Raw genomic sequence first — 20,428 nt, forward strand, 5'->3', positions numbered from 1 at the left:
TCTCAGTTCACAGCGGACGTCGCTTCGACATGACGCGGCAAGGTAACCCTGATTCGGGTGCCGCGTTGGCTTTGAACATCAGCCGGGCTGTCGATGGTGATTTGTCCATAATGCTCTTCAACGATGGAATAGACCAGTGCAAGGCCCAGACCGGTGCCTTCGCCAGGGTCCTTGGTGGTGAAGAAAGGTTCGAACAATCGGTCCATGATGCTCGACGGAATACCGCTGCCTTCGTCCTCCACGATCAGATCGACCGTGTGTTCGCCGGCTTCGCTCTTGACCCGTACCGCACTACCGGGAGGCGATGCGTCACGGGCGTTTGAGAGCAGGTTGATCAACACCTGGGCCAGCCGTTGCGGGTCGCCTTCGACCCAGTGCTCGGGGTCGCACAGGTTGTAGAACTGCACTTCGAAATTGCGTCGGTTCAGCGCCAGCAGGCCGATGGCATCCTGGGCCACTTCGGCCAGACAGACGGGCTCGTCGCTGTGCTGATGACTGCCGGCATGGGCAAAGCTCATCAGCGACTGGACAATGCGCGACACGCGTTTGGTCTGCTCGAGGATCTGCCCGCTGATCTCCTTCAGCTCGCCGTCTTCCTCGCGTTCTTCGCGCAGGTTCTGCGCCAGGCACGCGATACCGGTGATCGGGTTGCCGATTTCATGGGCCACGCCGGCCGCCAGGCGACCGATGCTCGCCAGGCGCTCGGAGTGCACCAGTTTGTCCTCGAGCATCTGGGTTTCGGTCAGGTCTTCCACCAGCAACACCAGGCCACTGTTACCCGGCGCCAGGGGTTCGTCGATTGCCGCTTTGTGCAGGTTCAGCCAGCGTGTCTGGCCGTCGAGGGCCAGGTGCTGCTTGTGCAAGTGCTCGTCCGGCAGATTGATGAAGCCTTGCAGCAGTTCTTTCCACGGGTCGGCAATGGTGCTCAGGCGCGAACCGACCACGCGCTGCGCAGCGATGCCGGTCAGCTCCTCCATGGCCTTGTTCCACATGAGGATTTCCTGATCCTTGGCCAGCGAGCAAACGCCCATCGGCAATTCCTGCAGGGTCTGGCGGTGATAGCGGCGCAGGGCATCGAGTTCGGCGGCCAGGCCGGTCAGGCGCGAGTGGTAGTCCTCGAGTCGGCTTTCGATGAAGTGAATGTCTTCGGTCACGTAGTTTTCGCCACCTGCCTTGTAGGGCAGGAACGTCTCGACCATGTCCTGGGCCACGCTCGGCCCCATCAGGCCGGAGAGGTTGGCTTCGATGCGGTCACGCAGGCGACGCAGGGCATAGGGTCGGCGTTCGTCGAATGGCAGATAAAGGTCGCGCAGCGCCTGTTCCACTTCTTTCTGCGCCGCTTTTGCACCCAATGGTTTCGCAAGCTGCGTGGCGAATTCCTGGGGCGAGGCGGCGTGCAGTTCGCGGCGTTGCGGGCGGCGCACGTTATCCACGGCGCAGGCTTCGGCAGCGCTGGCCTCTTCGGTGCTGGCGTTGGTGAACAGCGAGATCAGGGTGAACATCAGTACGTTGGCCGCCAGCGAGGCAATCGCCGCCATGTGCCAGCTGGTGTCGTCCAGCACGTAGATCATGTTCAGCAGCGGAATGTAGAAGCCCTGCAGGTTGCCGACCAACGGTAACAACATGGTCACCAGCCACACCAGTATCCCCGCCAGCAAGCCGGCGATGAAGCCGCGACGGTTGGCGGTCGGCCAGTACAGGACCGAGAGCACGCCCGGCAGGAACTGCAACGTGGCGACGAACGCGACGATGCCGAGGTTGGCCAGGTCCTGTTCGGCACCGAGCATCAGGTAGAAGCCGTAGCCAGCCATGATGATCGCGACAATCAGCGCCCGACGGGTCCACTTCAGCCAGCGGTAGATATTGCCTTCGGCCGGTGGCTGATAAAGCGGCAGCACCAGGTGGTTCAAGGCCATCCCGGACAGCGCCAGCGTGGTGACGATGATCAGGCCGCTGGCGGCGGACAGCCCGCCGACATAGGCCAGCAGCGCCAGCGCCTTGCTGTTGGCGGCGATGCCGATGCCCAGGGTGAAGTATTCCGGATTGGTGGTGGCGCCCAGCTTCAGGCCGGCCCAGAGAATCAGCGGCACCGCCAGGCTCATCAGCAGCAGGAACAGCGGCAGGCCCCAGCTCGCACTGACCAGCGAACGCGGGTTGAGGTTCTCGGTGAAGGTCATGTGATACATGTGCGGCATCACGATGGCAGAGGCGAAGAACACCAGCAACAGGGTGCGCCACGGGCCTTCCTGCAAAGGCGTGTGCAGGGCCGCGAGCGCGGTCTGGTTTTGCAGCAGCCACAGTTCAAGCTGTTGCGGGCCGTCGAACACGCCGTAGAGCGCATACAAACCGACACCGCCGAGGGCGATCAGCTTGATCACCGACTCGAAGGCAATCGCGAACACCAGGCCTTCATGCTTTTCCCGGGTGGCGATGTGGCGGGAGCCGAAGAAAATCGTGAACAGCGTAATCAGTGCGCAGAAGCTCAGGGCCACGCGATTCTGTACGGGTTCGCGGGTAAGGATGCCGATGGAGTCGGCGACCGCCTGAATCTGCAGGGCCAGCAACGGCAATACGCCGACCAGCATGAAAATCGTGGTCAGCGCTCCGGCCCAGGTGCTGCGGAAGCGGAAGGCGAACAGGTCCGCCAGGGACGACAGTTGATAAGTGCGGGTGATCTTCAGGATCGGATAAAGCAACACCGGCGCTAGCAGAAAGGCCCCGGAAACGCCCAGGTAGCTGGACAGAAAGCCGTAGCCGTACTGGTAGGCCAGGCCCACCGTGCCGTAAAACGCCCAGGCACTGGCATAGACGCCCAGTGACAGGGTGTAGGTCAGCGGGTGGCGAATGATCGCCCGGGGAATCATGCCCCGTTCGCTGATCCAGGCCACACCGAACAGCACCGCCAGGTATGCGGCGCTGATCAGGATCATCTGGGTCAGGCTAAAGCTCATCGGCATCTTTTTGGCTCTGCAGGATGAAGGTCACGACGATCAGAATCAGCCAGAGCAGATAAGGGCGATACCAGGCGCCAGTGGCGTCGATCCACCAATCCATGATGGCCGGGGAAAACAGGTAAATGCCCACTACCAAAAGCAGGACCAAGCGATAGATGTACATCCCGGCCTCTCTTTTTTATGTGCGTGCCCGAAAACGTGCGGCGATGGTAACGGATGGGCGCGCCACTGCAAGTGCGATCACAGCAGCTGTGCCTCGGGCAGACTCAGTGTGCGCGGGATCAGCGAGGCATCCCAGTGGGCAATGCCCCAGTTCAGCACTTCCCGTGGCGTGGCGTAAACCAGTTCGGTTCCCGGGTTCTGTCCCAGCGCGCGCAGCGCCCGCAATAACAGGGGCGTTGCCTGATCCTCGGCCAACGGCGGCGAACGGTAGGACTTACCGAGTTTATGGCCATCAGGCTGAGTAATCAGCGGGATATGCAGATAACGTGGTTGCGGCAGGCCGAGCAGTTCTTGCAGGTACAACTGGCGGGGCGTGGAGTCCAGCAGGTCGGCACCCCGAACGATATCGGTGATGCCCTGCCAGGCATCGTCCAGGACCACGGCCAGTTGATAGGCGTAGAGCCCGTCGCGGCGGCGGATCACGAAATCACCGACTTCCCGGCCCAGATGCTGGCGGTACTCGCCCTGCACCCGGTCGAGGAAGTGGTACTCCAGCTCCGGTACGCGCAGGCGGATGGCGGCATCATCGGCGCCATGGCCGGCATTGCGGCACAGCCCCGGATAAATCCCGTGATACGGTTCCAGCTGTTTGCGCGAACAGGTGCAGGCGTAGGCCAGGCCGTGATTGAACAGGTGATTGAGCACCTCGGCGTAGGCGTCGTGCCGCTCGCTTTGGCGAACCAGGTCGCCATCCCACTCGAAGCCATAGCTTTCCAGGGCCTTGAGAATGGCCGCCTGGGCGCCGGGTTCCTCACGGGGCGGATCAAGGTCTTCCATGCGCATCAGCCAGCGTCCGCCCACCGAGCGCGCATCGAGGTACGAGGCCAGCGCTGCGACCAGAGAACCGAAATGCAGATGGCCACTGGGCGTGGGGGCAAAGCGCCCGATGTAGGTGGATGAGGCGATGGCAGTCATAGGGGCAGTGTTACTTTTTCCAGGCTTGCGCTAACCACCTTGTGGGAGCGGGCTTGCTCGCGAAGAGGCCATCAGCTTCAACATCAATATAGGCTGACGCACCGCTTTCGCGAGCAAGCCCGCTCCCACAGGTTTGCTGCTGAGGCGAATTTTAGAAACAAAAACGGAGCGATCGCACGCTCCGTTTTTCGTTCAAGTCGCAATTACTTGCCGACTTGCTTTTCCTTGATTTCCGCCAGGGTCTTGCAGTCGATGCACAGGTCGGCGGTAGGACGCGCTTCGAGGCGCTTGACGCCGATCTCGATGCCGCAGGATTCACACCAGCCGTACTCTTCGTCTTCGATCAGCTGAAGGGTCTTGTCGATCTTCTTGATCAACTTGCGTTCACGATCGCGGGCACGCAGTTCGAGGGCGAATTCCTCTTCCTGGCTGGCACGGTCTGCCGGATCAGGAAAGTTGGCCGCTTCGTCCTTCATGTGGTCCACGGTCTTGTCGACACCTTCCATCAGCTCTTTTTTCCACTGATTCAGGACCTTGGTGAAGTGCTTGCGCATGGGCTCGCCCATGTACTCTTCGCCAGCTTTCTGAACGTAGGGCTCGAAGCCGCTGATTGCCTGGTTTTGCTGCTTTGCTTGGGTGGACATGAAATAGACCGCCTCTACTCTTGTAATCCATCTGCGCAGGATTGCTCCATCACCGACACCTGCCGGCCCTGCGGCTGCAAGCGGGCGAACTTACCAGATCAACTCGGGCCGCGCTACTCCCGGATGTCGAGCTTGCGGCTGATGGTGCTTGCCAATGATGACAAACCGTTGTCTGGCGGCTCCGGAACCCTGCTCAACTATTGATTTTAGTCAAACCTTGCGCACTCGCTTGAATCGTTTGTGGTCAAGGTTATAAGCCCTCTGACCGCTTTAGGTTCTCGCTCGTTCCTGCGCTTGGGTAGAATCGGTTTTTTCCCCCTGTTGAAGGAAGGCCAATGGCTCAGCCCTACAGTGCCCGCAGTCGCGCGATCGAACCTTTCCATGTCATGGCGCTGTTGGCGCGGGCCAATGAATTGCAGGCTGCCGGCCACGATGTGATCCACCTGGAAATCGGCGAGCCGGACTTCACTACCGCCGAGCCGATCATCCAGGCCGGCCAGGCTGCGCTGACAGCGGGGAAGACCCGTTACACCGCCGCGCGCGGCATTCCGGAACTGCGTGAGGCCATTTCGGGCTTTTATCAGCAGCGTTATGGCTTGAACATCGACCCTCGGCGCATCCTCATCACACCCGGCGGGTCCGGCGCGTTGCTGCTGGCCAGCGCTTTGCTGGTCGACCCCGGCAAGCACTGGCTGCTGGCGGACCCGGGCTACCCCTGTAACCGGCACTTTCTGCGACTGGTCGAAGGCGCGGCGCAATTGGTACCGGTCGGTCCGGAGGTGCGTTATCAATTGACGCCTGGCCTGATCGAGCGTCATTGGGATCACGACAGCGTGGGCGCATTGGTGGCGTCGCCGGCCAATCCGACCGGCACGATCCTGACCCGCGATGAGCTGGCGAAGTTGTCTGTCGCGATCAAGGAGCGCCACGGTCATCTGGTGGTCGACGAGATCTATCACGGCCTGACCTACGGCACCGATGCGGCCAGCGTGCTGGAAGTCGACGACAGTGCCTTCGTGCTGAACAGTTTTTCGAAGTACTTCGGGATGACCGGTTGGCGGTTGGGATGGCTGGTCGCCCCGGACGCTGCCGTCGGTGAGCTGGAAAAACTCGCCCAGAATCTCTACATCAGTGCTCCAAGCATGGCGCAGCACGCCGCGCTGGCCTGTTTCGAGCCGGCAACCATCAGCATTCTCGAAGAGCGTCGCGCCGAATTTGGCCGGCGTCGGGATTACCTGCTGCCGGCCTTGCGTGAGTTGGGCTTCGGCATTGCCGTGGAGCCGGAAGGAGCATTCTACTTGTACGCCGATATCAGCAAGTTCGGCGGCGATGCCTTCGCGTTCTGTAAACATTTTCTCGAGACCGAGCATGTGGCCTTCACCCCGGGGCTGGATTTCGGGCGTTATCAGGCCGGACATCATGTACGGTTCGCCTATACGCAAAATCTCGAGCGTTTGCAGGAAGCGGTCGAGCGCATTGCCAGTGGGTTGCGGAGCTGGCAAGGCTGATGCGATTTCATCCCCCCCTCGAAGAAGGTCGCCTGATTCGACGCTACAAGCGTTTTCTCGCCGATATCGAAACCGTTGACGGCGACTTGCTGACCATTCACTGCCCGAACACAGGCTCGATGCTCAATTGTCAGGTCGAAGGCGGGCAGGTCTGGTTCAGCCGCTCCAACGACCCGAAACGCAAGTTGCCCGGCACCTGGGAGATCGGCGAAACCCCGCAAGGGCGGTTGTTTTGCGTGAACACCGCCCGCGCCAATGGTTTGATCGAAGAGGCACTGCGAGCAGGCGTCATCACGGAGTTGAACGGTTTTACCGGGCTCAAGCGCGAAGTGGCTTATGGTCAGGAAAACAGTCGTATCGATTTCCGGCTCGATTACCCCGAAGGGCCTGCCTACATCGAGGTCAAAAGCGTGACCCTGGGTTTCGACGGTACGGCGGTGGCGGCGTTTCCCGATGCGGTCACCCAGCGTGGCGCCAAGCATTTGCGGGAGCTGGCCCACTTGGCCAGGGACGGTATTCGCGCAGTGCAGTTGTACTGTGTTTGCCTGACCGGCATCGAGGCCGTGCGTCCGGCGCAGGAAATCGATGCGGCTTATGCGCAGGCCTTGCGTGAGGCTATTGAGTGTGGGGTCGAGGTGCTGGCTTACGCTGTGAGCTTGAATCACCAGGAAATGCTGGTCGACCGGCGCCTGGACGTGTTGCCGGGCGGCTAAAGGCTGATCCAGATCCCTTGTTCGTCCTCGCGACAGGCCACTCTGGTCAAGGCTTGCCCCGCGCAAGGGCCGGCGACGCATTCACCGTCTTCGATCAGGAACAGTGCGCCATGGGTGGCGCACTGGATCAGGCTGTTGCTGGGGTCGAGAAACTGGTCAGGATGCCACTCCAAAGCGACGCCCCGGTGCGGGCAGCGATTGATGTAGACATGGACCTGGCCGCTGCGGCGCACCGCAAAAAGCTTTTGGCCGTCAATGTCGAAACCGCGACTGCTGTCATTGACCAGTTCGGCACCTGCGCAAAGCAACTTCATCTCTATCCTCAGTCCCGCAGCTCGTGACCGGATAGGTCGAGCTTGACGGTTAAATGCGATCAATTGGCCGTCTTGCCGCCGGGAGACAAGTGCCTATCGTCGAGGATACTTGGCCTGACCATTCGATGCCCGGGAAACTGACATGCGTCTGACCACCCGCATTGTGGTGATCGGCATGGCGCATCCATCGCCGAATTCCGTCAGTACTTTTCCACAGGCAAAAAAAGACCCGGCAAGAGCCGGGTCAAATAACCGTGATTAGCCTGATGAGGAGATAATCTGAGAGTCCGAACCAAGGGCTATTCAGAATATCGACCAGTCTCGCGACCAGTCGTGATAATCATATCGATTCTCATTACCAAGTCAACCGCTGTTTTTTGATTTCATTGCGATTCGCCGAATTTACTTCTGCAGGCCCCGTAATCATTGGGTTTCAGGTTGCAAAGCTTTGGAGTATTTGTCGGATCAGTTTTTGTGGCGTGAAGAAATGGCTTCCAGTTGTTTGTTCAACGCTTCCTTGCGCTCGGCAGGGATGTCATTCCAGTGAACGTCCATCAGGGCACCTTCAATCGCGTACAACAACACCTTGGACGCCCGAAAACCGCGCGTACGCACGGCCCGATAAGCATCCACCGCCCCGAGGCGACGCAAGTCCGATGCGCTATGGATGCCCACGGCATGCAGCCATTGCGCTGACGTCTTGCCAAGATTCTTCAGGTGTTGCAGTTCATCATTCATCAAGCCTCCTTGCGATGGCCGAATGGAGAGCGTGGGCAATCTTCTGAGGAGTGTAGCCATCAGTAGGAAAAGCGTGATTGTTTGCTCGTTTTCGACGCAAATGCTTCTAAGAGGCACGTGTTGGCAGGGTGGGGAAGGTCGGCGAACGCGCAAAAAAGGGGTAGGGGAGAGCAATCAGGGATGGCGAGTTAATATCCCCGCAGTCCAGCGCAATGGGGGCACTGGACGTGTCAGCCGGCAACAGTGATCAGCGGGTGCGGTAGCGCAATCGCGTGCCGAAGTTCATCGACATGAGGATTTCGTCGGCACTCAGTTCCACTGGAAAGTAGGTACCGGAGATTTGCGCGTGGGCCAGGCTCGCGCCTTCCAGGTTCGCTTTGCGAAAATCGATGCCGCGCAAGTCGGCGGAACGGAAGTAGGCGTCGCTGAAGTCCACACCATCGGCATTCAGTTCGCGCAGGTCCAGCCCCCGGAAATCTCCACCCACCATGTCGATGGGGCCATCCTTGGGGCGCTCACTGTTGAAGCCTCTGATGTCGTCTTTGTGCAGCAGGGCATAAAGCGGAGTGTCGAGAAGTTTTGGCTGGCTCATGTCGCATCACCTGATGGTTTTATGACGCCAGTATAGTGCCACTGTTTGACAGTCGTGAGGCCTGCGAGGGCCTCACGACTGAAATAGTTTTTACAGGCCAGGCAGGCGCTGGCGAATCTGTTCCACAACGGTATCCAGAGTCCCGCTTTCATTGGTCTGGACGCGCTTGCTGCAGAGGATTTCTGCGGGGGTCAGCGCCTCACGGCTGGCTTGTTGGGCTTCGATCACGGCCAGAGTGGCGTCGGACGGGTCCTTCTTGTCGGCCTGGCGCACGGCCAGCCAGCTTTCGATCACGGCCTGTGGTGCATTGCAGTCGAGGATCAGGAAGGGTGCACCCGTGGCCTCGGCCACCTTCGCCGCATTGTCACGCTGTTCACGCTTGAGGTAAGTGGCGTCGACCACCACCGGGAAGCCCGCATGCAGAATGACGTCGGCGATTTCGTGCAGGCGGGCATAGGTCGCCGCGCTGGCGTCGGCACTATAGATGCCGGCCTGTACATCATTCTCGACGGTTTGCTCGCCGAACAGGCGCTTGCGCTCGACATCGGAGCGCAGGCGAATCGCGCCCAGGGCTTCGACCAGGCGCATGGCGACATGGCTTTTACCGACAGCGGAAACGCCGTGGGTAATGGCCATGAAGCGCGAAGGAATGGTGCTGTAGCTTTCCGCGAGGTTGGCGTAGTTGCGGTATTGGCGCAGGGTCGTGGCGCGCTGCACCGCAGTGGCATCGGCCGGCATGCTGAACAGGGCGACCTTGGCGCGAACCAGGGCGCGGTAGGCTTTATAGAAGTTCAGCAGCTCGAGGCCGCAATAGTCGCCGGTCAGCTCCAGGTACTGGCTGACGAAACGACGCGCCAGGCACTTCAGGCCGCGATCCTCCAGGTCCATCGCCAGGAAGCCGGTGTCGGCATAAACGTCGGTAAAACGGAACGGTTCGTTGAATTCGATGCAGTCGAAGATCACGACCTTGCCGTCGATCACGGTAGCGTTACCCAGATGGATGTCACCGTGGCATTCACGAATGAAGCCTTCGGCCTTGCGCTGGGCGAGCAGTGGTTTGAGGCGCTCGAAGCTGCTTTCGGCCCAGGCTTGCAGGGCGTCGAGTTGCAACAGGTCGGCTTTGTCGCTGAGGAACGGACGGATCTGCTCGAAGTTCTGCCGTACCGGCGCCATGACGCTGTCCGGGGTGCCGGCTTCGTGCCCGGCCGGCACTTTGGGGGCGCTGAGGTGGAAGCGGGCGATTTGCTCGGCCATCTCGTCGATGTGCGCGGTGGTCAATTCGCCATTGGCTTGCAGGGTGCTCAATAGTCCGCTTTGCGGGAACTGGCGCATCTTCAGCAGATATTCGATGGCTGGCCCTTCGCCGCCCAATTGCGGAGCCTCGGCGCTGCCGGTGACGGGCAACACTTCCAGGTACAAATCGTCGGTCAGGCGCTGGTTCAGGCGCAGCTCTTCAGTGCAGAAATGCTCGCGAGCCTCAAGGCCGGTAAAGTCGAGAAAACCGAAGTTGACCGGTTTCTTCACTTTATAAGCGAAGGGGCCGGTGAGAATGACCCAGGAGATATGGGTTTCGATGACCTGGAATCCTTCTACCGGGTGCGGGTAGAGGGCAGGGTTTTGCAGGGCAGCGATCAAGGTCTGGCTCACAGGCGATCCTTCAGAGTCTGGAAAATCAAGGCCGTCATTATGGCTGCAAGTCCGCTTGACGCAAACCTCGGAGCGCTCCTGTTGAGTATGAATAAAGTGCGTATAATCCGCCGCCATGACTCGTACTCGAACTCCCCGTACCCCAAAAAAACCACCCTCCAAGGGCCTGCGCCCGTGGCTGGGCTGGGCCATTAAACTCAGTCTGGTCGGCCTGGTAGTGCTGGCCGGATTCGCCGTTTACCTTGATGCAATCGTCCAGGAGAAGTTCTCCGGCAAGCGCTGGACGATTCCGGCCAAGGTTTACGCGCGTCCGCTCGAGCTGTTCGTCGGACAAAAGCTGAGCCGGGATGATTTCCTGACCGAACTCGATGCCCTGGGTTATCGCCGTGAAAGCGTGGCCAACGGTCCGGGCGCGGCGTCGGTCAACGGCAACACCGTTGACCTGAATACCCGTGGCTTCCAGTTCTATGAAGGCATGGAGCAGGCGCAACCGGTTCGGGTGCGTTTTTCCGGCGATTACGTGGCCGAGTTGGCGGGGGCAAAAGGCTCGAAACTGTCGGTGGTGCGCCTGGAGCCGCTGCTGATCGGTGGTCTGTACCCGAAAAACCTCGAAGACCGGATTCTGATCAAGATCGATCAGGTGCCGCCGTATCTGCTGGAAACGCTGGTGGCTGTCGAGGATCGTGATTTTTATCATCACTTTGGTGTTTCGCCGAAGTCGATCGCCCGAGCAATCTGGGTTAACGGCTCATCCGGCCGCATGCGTCAGGGTGGCAGTACCCTGACTCAGCAGTTGGTCAAGAACTTCTACCTGACCAACGAACGCAGCCTGAGCCGCAAGCTCACCGAAGCGATGATGGCGCTGCTGCTTGAATTGCATTACGACAAGCGCGAAATCCTTGAGGCTTACCTCAACGAAGTGTTTATCGGGCAGGACGGTCAGCGCGCGGTGCATGGTTTCGGTCTGGCCAGCCAGTTCTTCTTCAGCCAGCCGCTGGCCGAACTCAAGCTGCATCAAGTCGCACTGCTGGTGGGGATGGTCAAAGGGCCGTCTTCCTATAACCCGCGTCGTTATCCGGAGCGTGCCCTTGAGCGGCGCAACCTGGTACTCGATGTGCTGCAGGAGCAGGGCGTCGCGACTGCCGAGCAGGTTGAGGCGGCAAAGAAAATGCCGTTGGGCGTGACCAAACGCGGCAGTCTGGCGGACAGCTCGTTCCCCGGCTTCCTCGATCTGGTCAAGCGTCAGTTGCGCGAAGACTATCGCGACGAAGACTTGACCGAGGAAGGCCTGCGCATCTTCACCAGTTTCGACCCGATTCTGCAGATGAAGGCTGAAGCCTCGGTCAACGACACCTTCAAGCGCCTGGCCGGGCGCAAGGGTTCCGATGACGTCGAGGCGGCCATGGTCGTGACCAACCCGGAGACCGGCGAAGTACAGGCCATGATCGGTAGTCGCCAGGCCAGTTTTGCCGGGTTCAACCGGGCGCTGGATGCTGTGCGGCCGATCGGCTCGTTGATCAAGCCGGCGGTGTACCTGACCGCGCTTGAGAAACCGAGCCAGTACACGTTGACCAGTTGGCTGTCGGACGAGTCCTTCTCGGTCAAGGGCGCCGACGGCCAGGTCTGGAAGCCGCAGAACTATGATCGTCGTTCTCACGGTACCGTCTTCCTCTATCAGGGGCTGGCGCATTCCTACAACCTGTCGACCGCGCGTCTCGGCCTGGCGGTTGGTGTGCCGAACGTCCTGAAGACGGTGGAGCGCCTTGGCGTGTCTCGTGAATTCCCGGCTTTCCCGTCGATGTTGCTCGGTGCTGGCGGGATGACGCCCATCGAAGTGGCGACCATGTACCAGACCCTCGCCAACGGTGGCTTCAATACACCGATGCGCGGGATTCGCAGCGTGCTGACGGCCGAAGGCGAGCCGCTCAAGCGTTATCCGTTCCAGATTCAGCAGCGTTTCGATCCGGCCTCCATTTACCTGATCCAGAGCGCCATGCAGCGCGTGATGCGAGAAGGTACTGGCAGCTCGGTTTACAACGTGTTGCCAAGAACGCTGAACCTCGCGGGTAAAACCGGCACCAGTAACGACTCGCGAGACAGTTGGTTTGCCGGTTTCAGCCAGGACTTGCTGGCGGTGGTCTGGCTGGGGCGCGATGATAACGGCAAGACGCCATTCACGGGTGCCACCGGGGCCTTGCAGGTCTGGACCAGCTTCATGCGCAAGGCCGACCCGTTGCCGCTGGACATGCCGCAGCCGGATAATATCGTTCAGGCCTGGGTGGATTCGCGAACCGGGCAAGGTTCTGACGCCGGTTGCCCCGGTGCCGTGCAGATGCCGTATATTCGCGGCAGCGAACCGCCTCCCGGCGCCGCTTGCGGTGGTGAAACCCCTGTCGAGTCGGTGATGGACTGGGTCAAGGGCTGGATGAATTAAGCAAAGAGGGTTTCAAGTGAACAAGTGGTTGATTCCAGCGGTTGCCGCCGTAGCTTTGCTCAGCGGTTGTTCTACCGTCCAACGTGGTTCGATTCCGGTTGTGGATTCCGGCACCGCGGTGTCCAACAGTGAGCGGATCTCGGCCAATGGCGGTTTCCGCCAGACGACCGTCAAGCGCCCTGTACAAGGTCAGTCGCAGACCCAGGCGATTCCGCAAGGTGACAGCGGCGTCGTGGTGATGGTGCCAGGCGCTGCAACGACTTCCACGCCAATCAGCACCACGCCTATTACCCCGGGGCCGATCACGCCGGGGCCGATTGACACGTCGCCGGTACAGTCGGCGCCGATCAATCAGGGCAGCTACAGCATGCCGTCGTCGCCAAGCGGGATTCCGTCGGCCAGTTCGGGCGGGCTCTCTGCCGATGAGCAGCTGGACGGTCCGGTACTGGCTTTGCTGACCACTGCTCAGCAGCAACAGGCGAGCGGTGATCTCAACGGTGCCTCTTCCAGTCTTGAACGCGCCCAGCGCGTTGCTCCGCGTGAACCGCAAGTGTTGTACCGTCTGGCGCAGGTGCGGATGGCTCAAGGTGATGCAGCCCAGGCCGAGCAGTTCGCTCGCCGTGGGCTGACGTTGGCCAATGGGCGTCCAGCCCTTCAGGCCAACTTGTGGGAGCTGATTGCCCAGGCCCGTGAAAAGCAGGGTGACTCCCAAGGCGCGGCACTGGCGCGCCAGAAGGCCAAGGTAACGCTGTGATGGATGCACGCTTTCTTAAGATCGCCGATCAATTGCTGTTGATCGAGCGCGAGTTGCGGGTGCAAGGCTGGTGGGATGAAGTCTCGCCATCGGCCGAAGCGCTTTCCAGTGTTGAGCCGTTTTCGGTCGATACACTGGATTTCGAGCAATGGCTGCAATGGATCTTCCTGCCGCGCATGAAGATGATCCTCGAGCAGGATTTGCCGCTACCCAATGCTTCGGGCATTCAGGAAATGGCTGAGATGGTCTTTGCCGGACGCAATGTCCAGGGTAGGGATCGGCAGTTGCAGGTATTGCTCAAAGAGTTTGATCAGTTGATCACCGCCTCTCGCTGAGCCAGAAGCTGCCAGCGTCCGCTGGCAGTTGTCCACAATCTCTCTCTATTTTGTCGGCCGTTGCAGGGTAAGCGCATGCCCGTGCCAATTTTTTGCCAAAAGTTGCGCAATCGAAGCTAACACGCGGCGGATTTACGGGTTTTTTCTTGCGTTCTCATGTGCTTAGTAGAATAAAGCTCATAGACGACTTGACTTGCGAAGGGCGAAACAGAAGAATCCAAAGTCCGCTGTACAGGGACTGCCAGAAGCAGACCCTCTCAGCAGATCATGAGGCGCATATCCGCGTCGACCTGTTACACCCGCAACGCGTTACCTCGCGCTGGGTGGGAAAGCCCCGCAACACTTGGGACGATCCCAATACTTGCTCAGTCAGTGCTGACGTAGTCGGCGACCACCGTCGCTCATGCTCTGCTGAGAAGTAAACCTATTAAGACCCGTCCCATTTTTCGTGGGCGGTATTCTGGCGTTTTAGAGGTGAGCAACGTGGAGCTTTTATCTGGCGGTGAGATGCTCGTCCGCTTTTTGCGCGACGAAGGCGTCAAATATATCTACGGGTACCCGGGTGGTGCTCTTCTTCATGTCTACGATGCCCTGTTCAAAGAACCGGAAGTGACCCACATCCTGGTTCGTCACGAGCAAGCGGCTACCCATATGGCTGACGGCTACGCCCGTGCCACCGGTAAAGCCGGTGTGGTACTGGTAACTTCCGGGCCGGGCGCGACAAACGCCATCACCGGTATTGCCACGGCCTACATGGACTCCATTCCGATGGTGGTCATTTCCGGCCAAGTGCCGAGCACCATGGTTGGCACCGACGCATTCCAGGAAACCGACATGATCGGTATCTCCCGGCCGATCGTGAAACACAGCTTCATGATCAAGCACGCGTCGGAAATCCCGGAAGTCATGAAGAAAGCCTTCTACCTGGCGCAATCCGGTCGCCCTGGTCCGGTCGTTGTCGATATTCCGAAAGACATGACCAACCCGGCCGAGAAGTTCGAATACGTCTTCCCGAAAAAAGCCAAGCTGCGTTCCTACAGCCCGGCTGTTCGCGGTCACTCCGGTCAAATCCGCAAGGCGGCAGAAATGCTCCTGGCGGCCAAGCGTCCTGTGTTGTACTCGGGCGGCGGCGTGATCCTCGGCGGTGGTTCCGCACCACTGACCGAACTGGCGAAGATGCTCAACCTGCCAGTGACCAATACCCTGATGGGCCTCGGTGGCTACCCAGGCACCGACCGTCAGTTCATCGGCATGCTCGGCATGCACGGCAGCTACACCGCCAACCTGGCGATGCACCATGCTGACGTGATCCTCGCTGTCGGCGCGCGTTTCGACGACCGTGTCATCAACGGCGCGTCGAAGTTCTGCCCGAACGCCAAGATCATTCACATCGACATCGACCCGGCTTCGATCTCCAAGACCATCAAGGCCGACGTGCCTATCGTGGGTCCGGTCGAGAGTGTCCTGACCGAAATGGTCGCGATCCTCAAGGAAATCGGCGAGACCCCGAACAAGGAGTCCGTTGCCAGCTGGTGGAAGCAAGTCGATGAGTGGCGCGGTGATCGTGGCCTGTTCCCTTATGACAAGGGCGACGGCAGCGTCATCAAACCTCAGGCTGTGATCGAAACCCTGTGCGAAGTGACCAAGGGCGATGCCTTTGTAGCCTCCGACGTGGGTCAGCACCAGATGTTCGCGGCGCAGTACTACACGTTCAACAAACCGAACCGCTGGATCAACTCCGGTGGCCTGGGCACCATGGGCTTCGGTTTTCCGGCGGCCATGGGCATCAAGTTGAGCTTCCCGGATGACGACGTCGTTTGCGTCACCGGCGAGGGCAGCATCCAGATGAACATTCAGGAGCTGTCGACCTGTCTGCAATACGGTTTGCCGGTCAAGATCGTCATCCTGAACAATGGTGTGCTGGGCATGGTTCGCCAGTGGCAGGACATGAGCTACGGCAGCCGTCACTCTCATTCCTATATGGAATCGTTGCCTGACTTCGTCAAACTGGCAGAGGCCTACGGTCACGTTGGCGTGCGTATCACCGATTCGAAGGACTTGAAGTCGAAGATGGAAGAGGCGTTCGCCATGAAAGATCGCCTGGTGGTGATCGACATTTCGGTCGACACCAGCGAGCACGTCTATCCGATGCAGATCAAAGACGGCTCCATGCGCGATATGTGGCTGAGCAAGACGGAGCGTACTTAATCATGCGGCACATTATTTCCTTGCTTCTGGAAAACGAACCCGGCGCTCTGTCTCGCGTGGTTGGCCTGTTCTCGCAGCGCAACTACAACATCGAAAGCCTGACCGTGGCCCCAACCGAAGACCCGACCCTGTCGCGTCTGACGCTGACCACTGTCGGTCACGATGAAGTCATCGAGCAGATCACCAAGAACCTGAACAAGCTGATCGAAGTGGTAAAACTGGTCGACCTGTCGGAAAGTGCTCACATCGAGCGCGAACTGATGTTGGTCAAGGTCAAGGCCACCGGCGCCCAGCGCGCCGAGATCAAGCGCACTACCGATATTTACCGTGGGCAGATCGTCGATGTCAGCGCCAGCGTGTATACCGTTCAACTGACCGGTACCAGCGACAAGCTCGACAGCTTCATTCAGTCCATCGGCACCGCCTCGATTCTGGAAACCGTCCGTAGTGGCGTGACCGGCATTGCCCGCGGCGACAAAGTACTCAGCATCTAAACCAAATTAGCGAACGGCCTGAACGGCCTGATATAGGGGAAATTCATGAAAGTTTTCTACGATAAAGACTGCGACCTGTCGATCATCCAGGGCAAGAAAGTTGCCATCATCGGTTACGGTTCCCAGGGCCACGCTCAGGCGTGCAACCTGAAAGATTCCGGCGTTGACGTGACTGTTGGCCTGCGTAAAGGTTCGGCTACCGTTGCCAAGGCAGAAGCCCACGGCCTGAAAGTGACCGACGTTGCTTCTGCTGTTGCAGCGGCTGACCTGGTCATGATCCTGACTCCGGACGAGTTCCAGTCCTCCCTGTACAAGAACGAAATCGAGCCGAACATCAAGAAAGGCGCCACCCTGGCCTTCTCCCACGGCTTCGCGATCCACTACAACCAGGTTGTGCCGCGCGCTGACCTCGACGTGATCATGATCGCGCCGAAGGCTCCAGGCCACACCGTACGTTCCGAATTCGTGAAGGGCGGCGGTATCCCTGACCTGATCGCTATCTACCAGGACGCCTCGGGCAACGCCAAGAACGTTGCGCTGTCCTACGCTGCCGGCGTTGGCGGCGGTCGTACCGGCATCATCGAAACCACTTTCAAGGACGAGACCGAAACCGACCTGTTCGGCGAGCAAGCCGTTCTGTGTGGCGGTACCGTTGAACTGGTAAAAGCCGGTTTCGAAACCCTGGTTGAAGCTGGCTACGCGCCAGAAATGGCCTACTTCGAGTGCTTGCACGAACTGAAGCTGATCGTTGACCTCATGTACGAAGGCGGCATCGCCAACATGAACTACTCGATCTCCAACAACGCCGAATACGGCGAGTACGTGACCGGCCCGGAAGTTATCAACGCCGAGTCCCGTCAGGCCATGCGCAACGCCCTGAAACGTATTCAGGACGGCGAATACGCCAAGATGTTCATCAGCGAAGGCGCTACCGGCTATCCTTCGATGACCGCCAAGCGTCGTAACAACGCCGCTCACGGTATCGAAATCATCGGCGAGCAACTGCGCTCCATGATGCCGTGGATCGGTGCCAACAAGATCGTCGACAAAGCTAAAAACTAAGTCACGCCCTTGTACGAAAAACGCGGCTTAGGCCGCGTTTTTTCGTTTGGGAGACCGGTTCTGGTATAAAGCTGCATCGTTTGCGGCCGAACCGTCGTCCCAGACACCTGTCCAAACTTTCCACCCCGTTGCAAGGTAATGTCCATGAGCGAACGCCCCGAAGAGCCAAACCAGGCTTCTGACGCCGAAAGCCTGCTGCCCATCGATGAACATGTCGAGGAGGGCCATGACGCTGAAGGTCGTAAAGTCCGGCATCGTGGTATCTATCTTCTGCCGAACCTGTTTACCACTGCGAACCTGTTCGCAGGGTTTTACTCCATCATCAACTCGATGAGCGCCCAGGCGGCCCTGAGTGCGGGTGACTCGGCCAATGCGAGCAAGTATTTCGCGTTTGCGGCCATCGCCATCTTCGTTGCGATGGTGCTCGATGGCCTTGATGGCCGCGTGGCCCGTATGACCAATACCCAGAGTGCCTTTGGTGCCGAGTATGACTCGCTGTCGGACATGGTTGCCTTTGGTGTTGCACCGGCATTGCTGGCCTTCGGTTGGGCACTGGGTGACATGGGCAAGGTTGGCTGGATGGTCGCCTTCGTTTATGTCGCGGGTGCGGCGCTGCGTCTCGCACGTTTCAACACTCAGGTCGGTACGGCGGACAAGCGCTACTTTATCGGCCTGGCCAGCCCGGCGGCGGCGGGTGTTGTTGCAGGCATCGTCTGGGCGTTCAGCGATTACGGCATTCAGGGCTCGAAGATGTCCTTCCTGGTTGCGCTGATGGTGGCTGCGGCCGGCATGCTGATGGTCAGCAACATCAAGTACAACAGCTTCAAGGAGCTGGACCTGAAAGGGCGCGTGCCGTTCGTGGCGATTCTCGCGGTGGTGCTGGTGTTTGCCGTGGTGTTCAGTGATCCGCCGCGCATCCTGCTGCTGGTGTTTCTCGCCTATGCAGCCTCCGGTCCGGTTCAATACCTGTTACGTCTTCGCCGTAACAAGAGCGCGTAATTTCCCTCATACTCCGCAGTCTATGGGTGCACCTGTCCTCCAGAGCTGCGGAGTAACCATGCTGATCAAAGTCACCAGAACATCCGACTGCCATGAGTCGGACGTCACGCCTGAATCCCTCTATCTGTCTCGACGCAAAGTGCTCGGTGCCACGGTTGCCGGTTTCGCCCTGGGCAGCCTGCCGCAATGGGCCAGCGCTGGCGATGCTGCGCGTTACCCGGATGTCGAACCCGGCAAGGCGCCTTCCTGGTTCAGCGAAAAACTTCCTGCTACCCAGTGGGGTGCGGTCAACGTCAAGGATGAGGCGATCACGCCGTTCAAGGATGCGACCCACTACAACAACTTCTACGAGTTCGGCACCGACAAGGGTGATCCGGCCGCCAATGCCGGCACGCTGAAGACTGAGCCGTGGTCGGTGGTCGTGGACGGGGAGGTGGGCAAGCCAGGGCGGTATGCGCTGGAGGACTTCATGAAGCCGTACCAGCTTGAGGAGCGAATCTACCGACTGCGTTGCGTGGAAGCCTGGTCGATGGTCATTCCCTGGATCGGCTTTCCCCTCTCGGCGTTGCTCAAGGAAGTAGAGCCGACCTCGAAAGCCAGATTCATCCGCTTCGAAACCCTGCAGGACCCCAAAAGCATGCCGGGCCAGCGCTCCGGTTTTGCCTTGATCGACTGGCCCTATATAGAAGGGCTGCGTCTGGATGAGGCGATGAACCCCTTGGCGATTCTTGCGGTAGGCATGTACGGGCGTGAGTTGCCTAATCAAAACGGCGCGCCGTTGCGTTTGGTGGTGCCCTGGAAGTACGGCTTCAAGAGCATCAAGTCCATCGTGCGCATCAGTCTGGTCAGCGAGCAGCCGAAAACCACCTGGCAGAGTATTGCTCCGGATGAGTATGGGTTTTATGCGAACGTGAATCCCACGGTTGATCATCCTCGCTGGACTCAGGCTCGTGAACGCCGCCTGCCGAGCGGTTTGTTCAAGCCCAATGTGCGCGACACGCAAATGTTCAACGGCTATTCAGAGGAAGTTGCCTCTCTATATGCGGGGCTCGACCTGAGGAAGAACTACTGATGCGCTCTCCGTTTTGGCGTATCGATGTCTTTGTCGTGGTGCTGGTGTGGCCGCTGCTGTGGTTGTATCAGGCTTGGGAGGATACCCTCGGGCCGGATCCGGGCAAGGTACTGGTCGATCGATTGGGGTTGGGGGCGCTTGTTCTGCTGCTCGTGACTTTGAGTATGACGCCTTTGCAGAAGCTCACCGGTTGGCCGGGGTGGATTGTTGTGCGGCGACAGTTGGGGTTGTGGTGTTTTGCCTATGTAGTGCTCCACCTCAGTAGCTATGCCGCATTCATTCTTGGTTTTGACTGGTCGCAATTGGGCGTTGAGTTGCGCAAGCGGCCTTACATTATTGTCGGGGCGCTGGGCTTTCTTGGTTTGCTGGCATTGGCGGTGACGTCCAATCGATACAGTCAGCGGCGATTGCGGGCGAGTTGGAAGAAGTTGCATCGCCTGGCTTACGTCATTCTCGGGCTTGGATTGCTGCATATGCTCTGGATCGTGCGTGCCGACCTCAAGGAATGGGTGATCTATGCGTCTATAGGTGCGTTGTTGTTAGTGCTGCGGCTACCGCCCGTAGCTCGTCGAATCCCTCGTTTAACGGCTAAAAAGGCCTCTTCTGCCAAATAGGCGTAAATAGGTGTTGACGGCAGATTCTGGAGGCCTATAATTCGCCCCACTTCCGGCGCAGTCGAAACGGAAAACTCCTTGGTAAACAAAGAGTTACGCAGTTTTCGGCAGCAGGTTGCTTCAGGTCATCGAAGCCGAAAGGAAGTTGAAAAAGAGGTGTTGACAGCAGCGAGTAACGCTGTAGAATTCGCCTCCCGCTGACGAGAGAT

At 59.3% G+C, this 20,428-nt stretch carries 19 protein-coding genes; 11 read left to right on the forward strand and 8 right to left on the reverse strand.

Features of this window, described 5'->3' with window-relative positions; translation table 11 throughout:
• Positions 1–2 precede the first annotated feature (2 nt).
• The 4 genes from KW841_RS26535 to dksA form a co-directional block, all read right to left on the reverse strand.
• On the reverse strand, positions 3–2,957 hold the full coding sequence (locus KW841_RS26535) for a sensor histidine kinase (protein WP_007971103.1): 2,955 nt from the start codon (positions 2,955–2,957) through the stop codon (positions 3–5).
• Positions 2,941–3,117: a hypothetical protein gene (locus KW841_RS26540; RefSeq protein WP_003176118.1), complete on the reverse strand. Its 177-nt coding sequence runs from the start codon at positions 3,115–3,117 to the stop codon at positions 2,941–2,943. Before KW841_RS26540 ends, KW841_RS26535 begins: the two co-directional genes overlap by 17 nt.
• A gap of 77 nt (positions 3,118–3,194) precedes the next feature.
• Positions 3,195–4,091 carry a tRNA glutamyl-Q(34) synthetase GluQRS gene (gene gluQRS, locus KW841_RS26545; protein ID WP_218480329.1) on the reverse strand — a complete coding sequence of 299 codons (897 nt, stop codon included), beginning with the start codon at positions 4,089–4,091 and terminating at the stop codon, positions 3,195–3,197.
• A gap of 203 nt (positions 4,092–4,294) precedes the next feature.
• Positions 4,295–4,735 carry an RNA polymerase-binding protein DksA gene (gene dksA, locus KW841_RS26550; protein ID WP_007971100.1) on the reverse strand — a complete coding sequence of 147 codons (441 nt, stop codon included), beginning with the start codon at positions 4,733–4,735 and terminating at the stop codon, positions 4,295–4,297.
• Positions 4,736–5,070: 335 nt separating this feature from the next.
• On the opposite strand from dksA, the gene KW841_RS26555 reads away from it, so the two are divergent.
• The gene (locus tag KW841_RS26555) at positions 5,071–6,243 is read left to right on the forward strand and encodes a pyridoxal phosphate-dependent aminotransferase (RefSeq protein WP_218480330.1); all 1,173 of its coding nucleotides are present in this window, start codon (positions 5,071–5,073) and stop codon (positions 6,241–6,243) included.
• Positions 6,243–6,956: a DNA/RNA nuclease SfsA gene (gene sfsA / locus KW841_RS26560; protein ID WP_218480331.1), complete on the forward strand. Its 714-nt coding sequence runs from the start codon at positions 6,243–6,245 to the stop codon at positions 6,954–6,956. The genes KW841_RS26555 and sfsA overlap by 1 nt, the downstream gene beginning before the upstream one ends.
• On the opposite strand, the gene KW841_RS26565 is transcribed toward sfsA, so the two are convergent.
• The 4 genes from KW841_RS26565 to KW841_RS26580 all read right to left on the reverse strand — a co-directional run bounded on the left by KW841_RS26565 (position 6,953) and on the right by KW841_RS26580 (position 10,247).
• Entirely contained in the window at positions 6,953–7,270 is a 318-nt protein-coding gene (locus KW841_RS26565) for a Rieske (2Fe-2S) protein (protein ID WP_015096854.1), read from the reverse strand. The genes sfsA and KW841_RS26565 overlap by 4 nt on opposite strands.
• Before the next feature lie 465 nt (positions 7,271–7,735).
• Positions 7,736–8,008: a TfoX/Sxy family protein gene (locus KW841_RS26570; protein WP_007971093.1), complete on the reverse strand. Its 273-nt coding sequence runs from the start codon at positions 8,006–8,008 to the stop codon at positions 7,736–7,738.
• A gap of 247 nt (positions 8,009–8,255) precedes the next feature.
• Positions 8,256–8,600 carry a pentapeptide repeat-containing protein gene (locus tag KW841_RS26575; protein WP_102701635.1) on the reverse strand — a complete coding sequence of 115 codons (345 nt, stop codon included), beginning with the start codon at positions 8,598–8,600 and terminating at the stop codon, positions 8,256–8,258.
• 90 nt (positions 8,601–8,690) lie between these two features.
• Positions 8,691–10,247: a bifunctional aminoglycoside phosphotransferase/ATP-binding protein gene (locus KW841_RS26580; protein ID WP_218480332.1), complete on the reverse strand. Its 1,557-nt coding sequence runs from the start codon at positions 10,245–10,247 to the stop codon at positions 8,691–8,693.
• Between the two features lie 115 nt (positions 10,248–10,362).
• On the opposite strand from KW841_RS26580, the gene mrcB reads away from it, so the two are divergent.
• From mrcB to msrQ, 9 genes are all read left to right on the forward strand, one after another.
• Positions 10,363–12,681, forward strand: a complete 2,319-nt coding sequence (gene mrcB, locus KW841_RS26585) for a penicillin-binding protein 1B (RefSeq protein WP_218480333.1) — start codon at positions 10,363–10,365, stop codon at positions 12,679–12,681.
• Between the two features lie 16 nt (positions 12,682–12,697).
• Positions 12,698–13,435, forward strand: coding sequence for a tetratricopeptide repeat protein (locus KW841_RS26590; RefSeq protein ID WP_102701638.1), 738 nt, complete (start codon positions 12,698–12,700; stop codon positions 13,433–13,435).
• A complete protein-coding gene (locus KW841_RS26595; protein WP_056728612.1) occupies positions 13,435–13,770 on the forward strand; it encodes a YqcC family protein in 336 nt (111 codons plus the stop codon). Before KW841_RS26590 ends, KW841_RS26595 begins: the two co-directional genes overlap by 1 nt.
• 483 nt (positions 13,771–14,253) lie before the next feature.
• On the forward strand, positions 14,254–15,978 hold the full coding sequence (locus KW841_RS26600; protein WP_015096847.1) for an acetolactate synthase 3 large subunit: 1,725 nt from the start codon (positions 14,254–14,256) through the stop codon (positions 15,976–15,978).
• A 2-nt stretch (positions 15,979–15,980) separates the two neighbouring features.
• Complete coding sequence (gene ilvN, locus KW841_RS26605) at positions 15,981–16,472, forward strand: acetolactate synthase small subunit (RefSeq protein ID WP_003176102.1); 492 nt, start codon at positions 15,981–15,983, stop codon at positions 16,470–16,472.
• 45 nt (positions 16,473–16,517) lie between these two features.
• Complete coding sequence (ilvC, locus tag KW841_RS26610) at positions 16,518–17,534, forward strand: ketol-acid reductoisomerase (protein ID WP_003228216.1); 1,017 nt, start codon at positions 16,518–16,520, stop codon at positions 17,532–17,534.
• 144 nt (positions 17,535–17,678) lie between these two features.
• Entirely contained in the window at positions 17,679–18,533 is an 855-nt protein-coding gene (gene pssA / locus KW841_RS26615; protein ID WP_102701640.1) for a CDP-diacylglycerol--serine O-phosphatidyltransferase, read from the forward strand.
• 58 nt (positions 18,534–18,591) lie between these two features.
• Positions 18,592–19,605 (forward strand): protein-methionine-sulfoxide reductase catalytic subunit MsrP, encoded by a 1,014-nt coding sequence (gene msrP, locus KW841_RS26620; RefSeq protein ID WP_218480334.1) that lies wholly within the window; start codon positions 18,592–18,594, stop codon positions 19,603–19,605.
• Positions 19,605–20,219, forward strand: coding sequence for a protein-methionine-sulfoxide reductase heme-binding subunit MsrQ (gene msrQ / locus KW841_RS26625; protein WP_218480335.1), 615 nt, complete (start codon positions 19,605–19,607; stop codon positions 20,217–20,219). Before msrP ends, msrQ begins: the two co-directional genes overlap by 1 nt.
• Positions 20,220–20,428: the final 209 nt, after the last annotated feature.

The organism is Pseudomonas sp. PDM28 (assembly GCF_019219115.1).
In the GTDB taxonomy this organism is placed as follows: Bacteria; Pseudomonadota; Gammaproteobacteria; order Pseudomonadales; family Pseudomonadaceae; genus Aquipseudomonas; species Aquipseudomonas laurylsulfatiphila.

Coding starts and splice junctions, on each gene's coding strand:
- KW841_RS26535 (WP_007971103.1), bottom strand. CDS start 2,957: ATGCCGATGAGCTTTAGCCTGACCCAGATGATCCTGATCAGCGCCGCA.
- KW841_RS26540 (WP_003176118.1), bottom strand. CDS start 3,117: ATGTACATCTATCGCTTGGTCCTGCTTTTGGTAGTGGGCATTTACCTG.
- gluQRS (WP_218480329.1), bottom strand. CDS start 4,091: ATGACTGCCATCGCCTCATCCACCTACATCGGGCGCTTTGCCCCCACG.
- dksA (WP_007971100.1), bottom strand. CDS start 4,735: ATGTCCACCCAAGCAAAGCAGCAAAACCAGGCAATCAGCGGCTTCGAG.
- KW841_RS26555 (WP_218480330.1), top strand. CDS start 5,071: ATGGCTCAGCCCTACAGTGCCCGCAGTCGCGCGATCGAACCTTTCCAT.
- sfsA (WP_218480331.1), top strand. CDS start 6,243: ATGCGATTTCATCCCCCCCTCGAAGAAGGTCGCCTGATTCGACGCTAC.
- KW841_RS26565 (WP_015096854.1), bottom strand. CDS start 7,270: ATGAAGTTGCTTTGCGCAGGTGCCGAACTGGTCAATGACAGCAGTCGC.
- KW841_RS26570 (WP_007971093.1), bottom strand. CDS start 8,008: ATGAATGATGAACTGCAACACCTGAAGAATCTTGGCAAGACGTCAGCG.
- KW841_RS26575 (WP_102701635.1), bottom strand. CDS start 8,600: ATGAGCCAGCCAAAACTTCTCGACACTCCGCTTTATGCCCTGCTGCAC.
- mrcB (WP_218480333.1), top strand. CDS start 10,363: ATGACTCGTACTCGAACTCCCCGTACCCCAAAAAAACCACCCTCCAAG.
- KW841_RS26595 (WP_056728612.1), top strand. CDS start 13,435: ATGGATGCACGCTTTCTTAAGATCGCCGATCAATTGCTGTTGATCGAG.
- ilvN (WP_003176102.1), top strand. CDS start 15,981: ATGCGGCACATTATTTCCTTGCTTCTGGAAAACGAACCCGGCGCTCTG.
- ilvC (WP_003228216.1), top strand. CDS start 16,518: ATGAAAGTTTTCTACGATAAAGACTGCGACCTGTCGATCATCCAGGGC.
- pssA (WP_102701640.1), top strand. CDS start 17,679: ATGAGCGAACGCCCCGAAGAGCCAAACCAGGCTTCTGACGCCGAAAGC.
- msrP (WP_218480334.1), top strand. CDS start 18,592: ATGCTGATCAAAGTCACCAGAACATCCGACTGCCATGAGTCGGACGTC.
- msrQ (WP_218480335.1), top strand. CDS start 19,605: ATGCGCTCTCCGTTTTGGCGTATCGATGTCTTTGTCGTGGTGCTGGTG.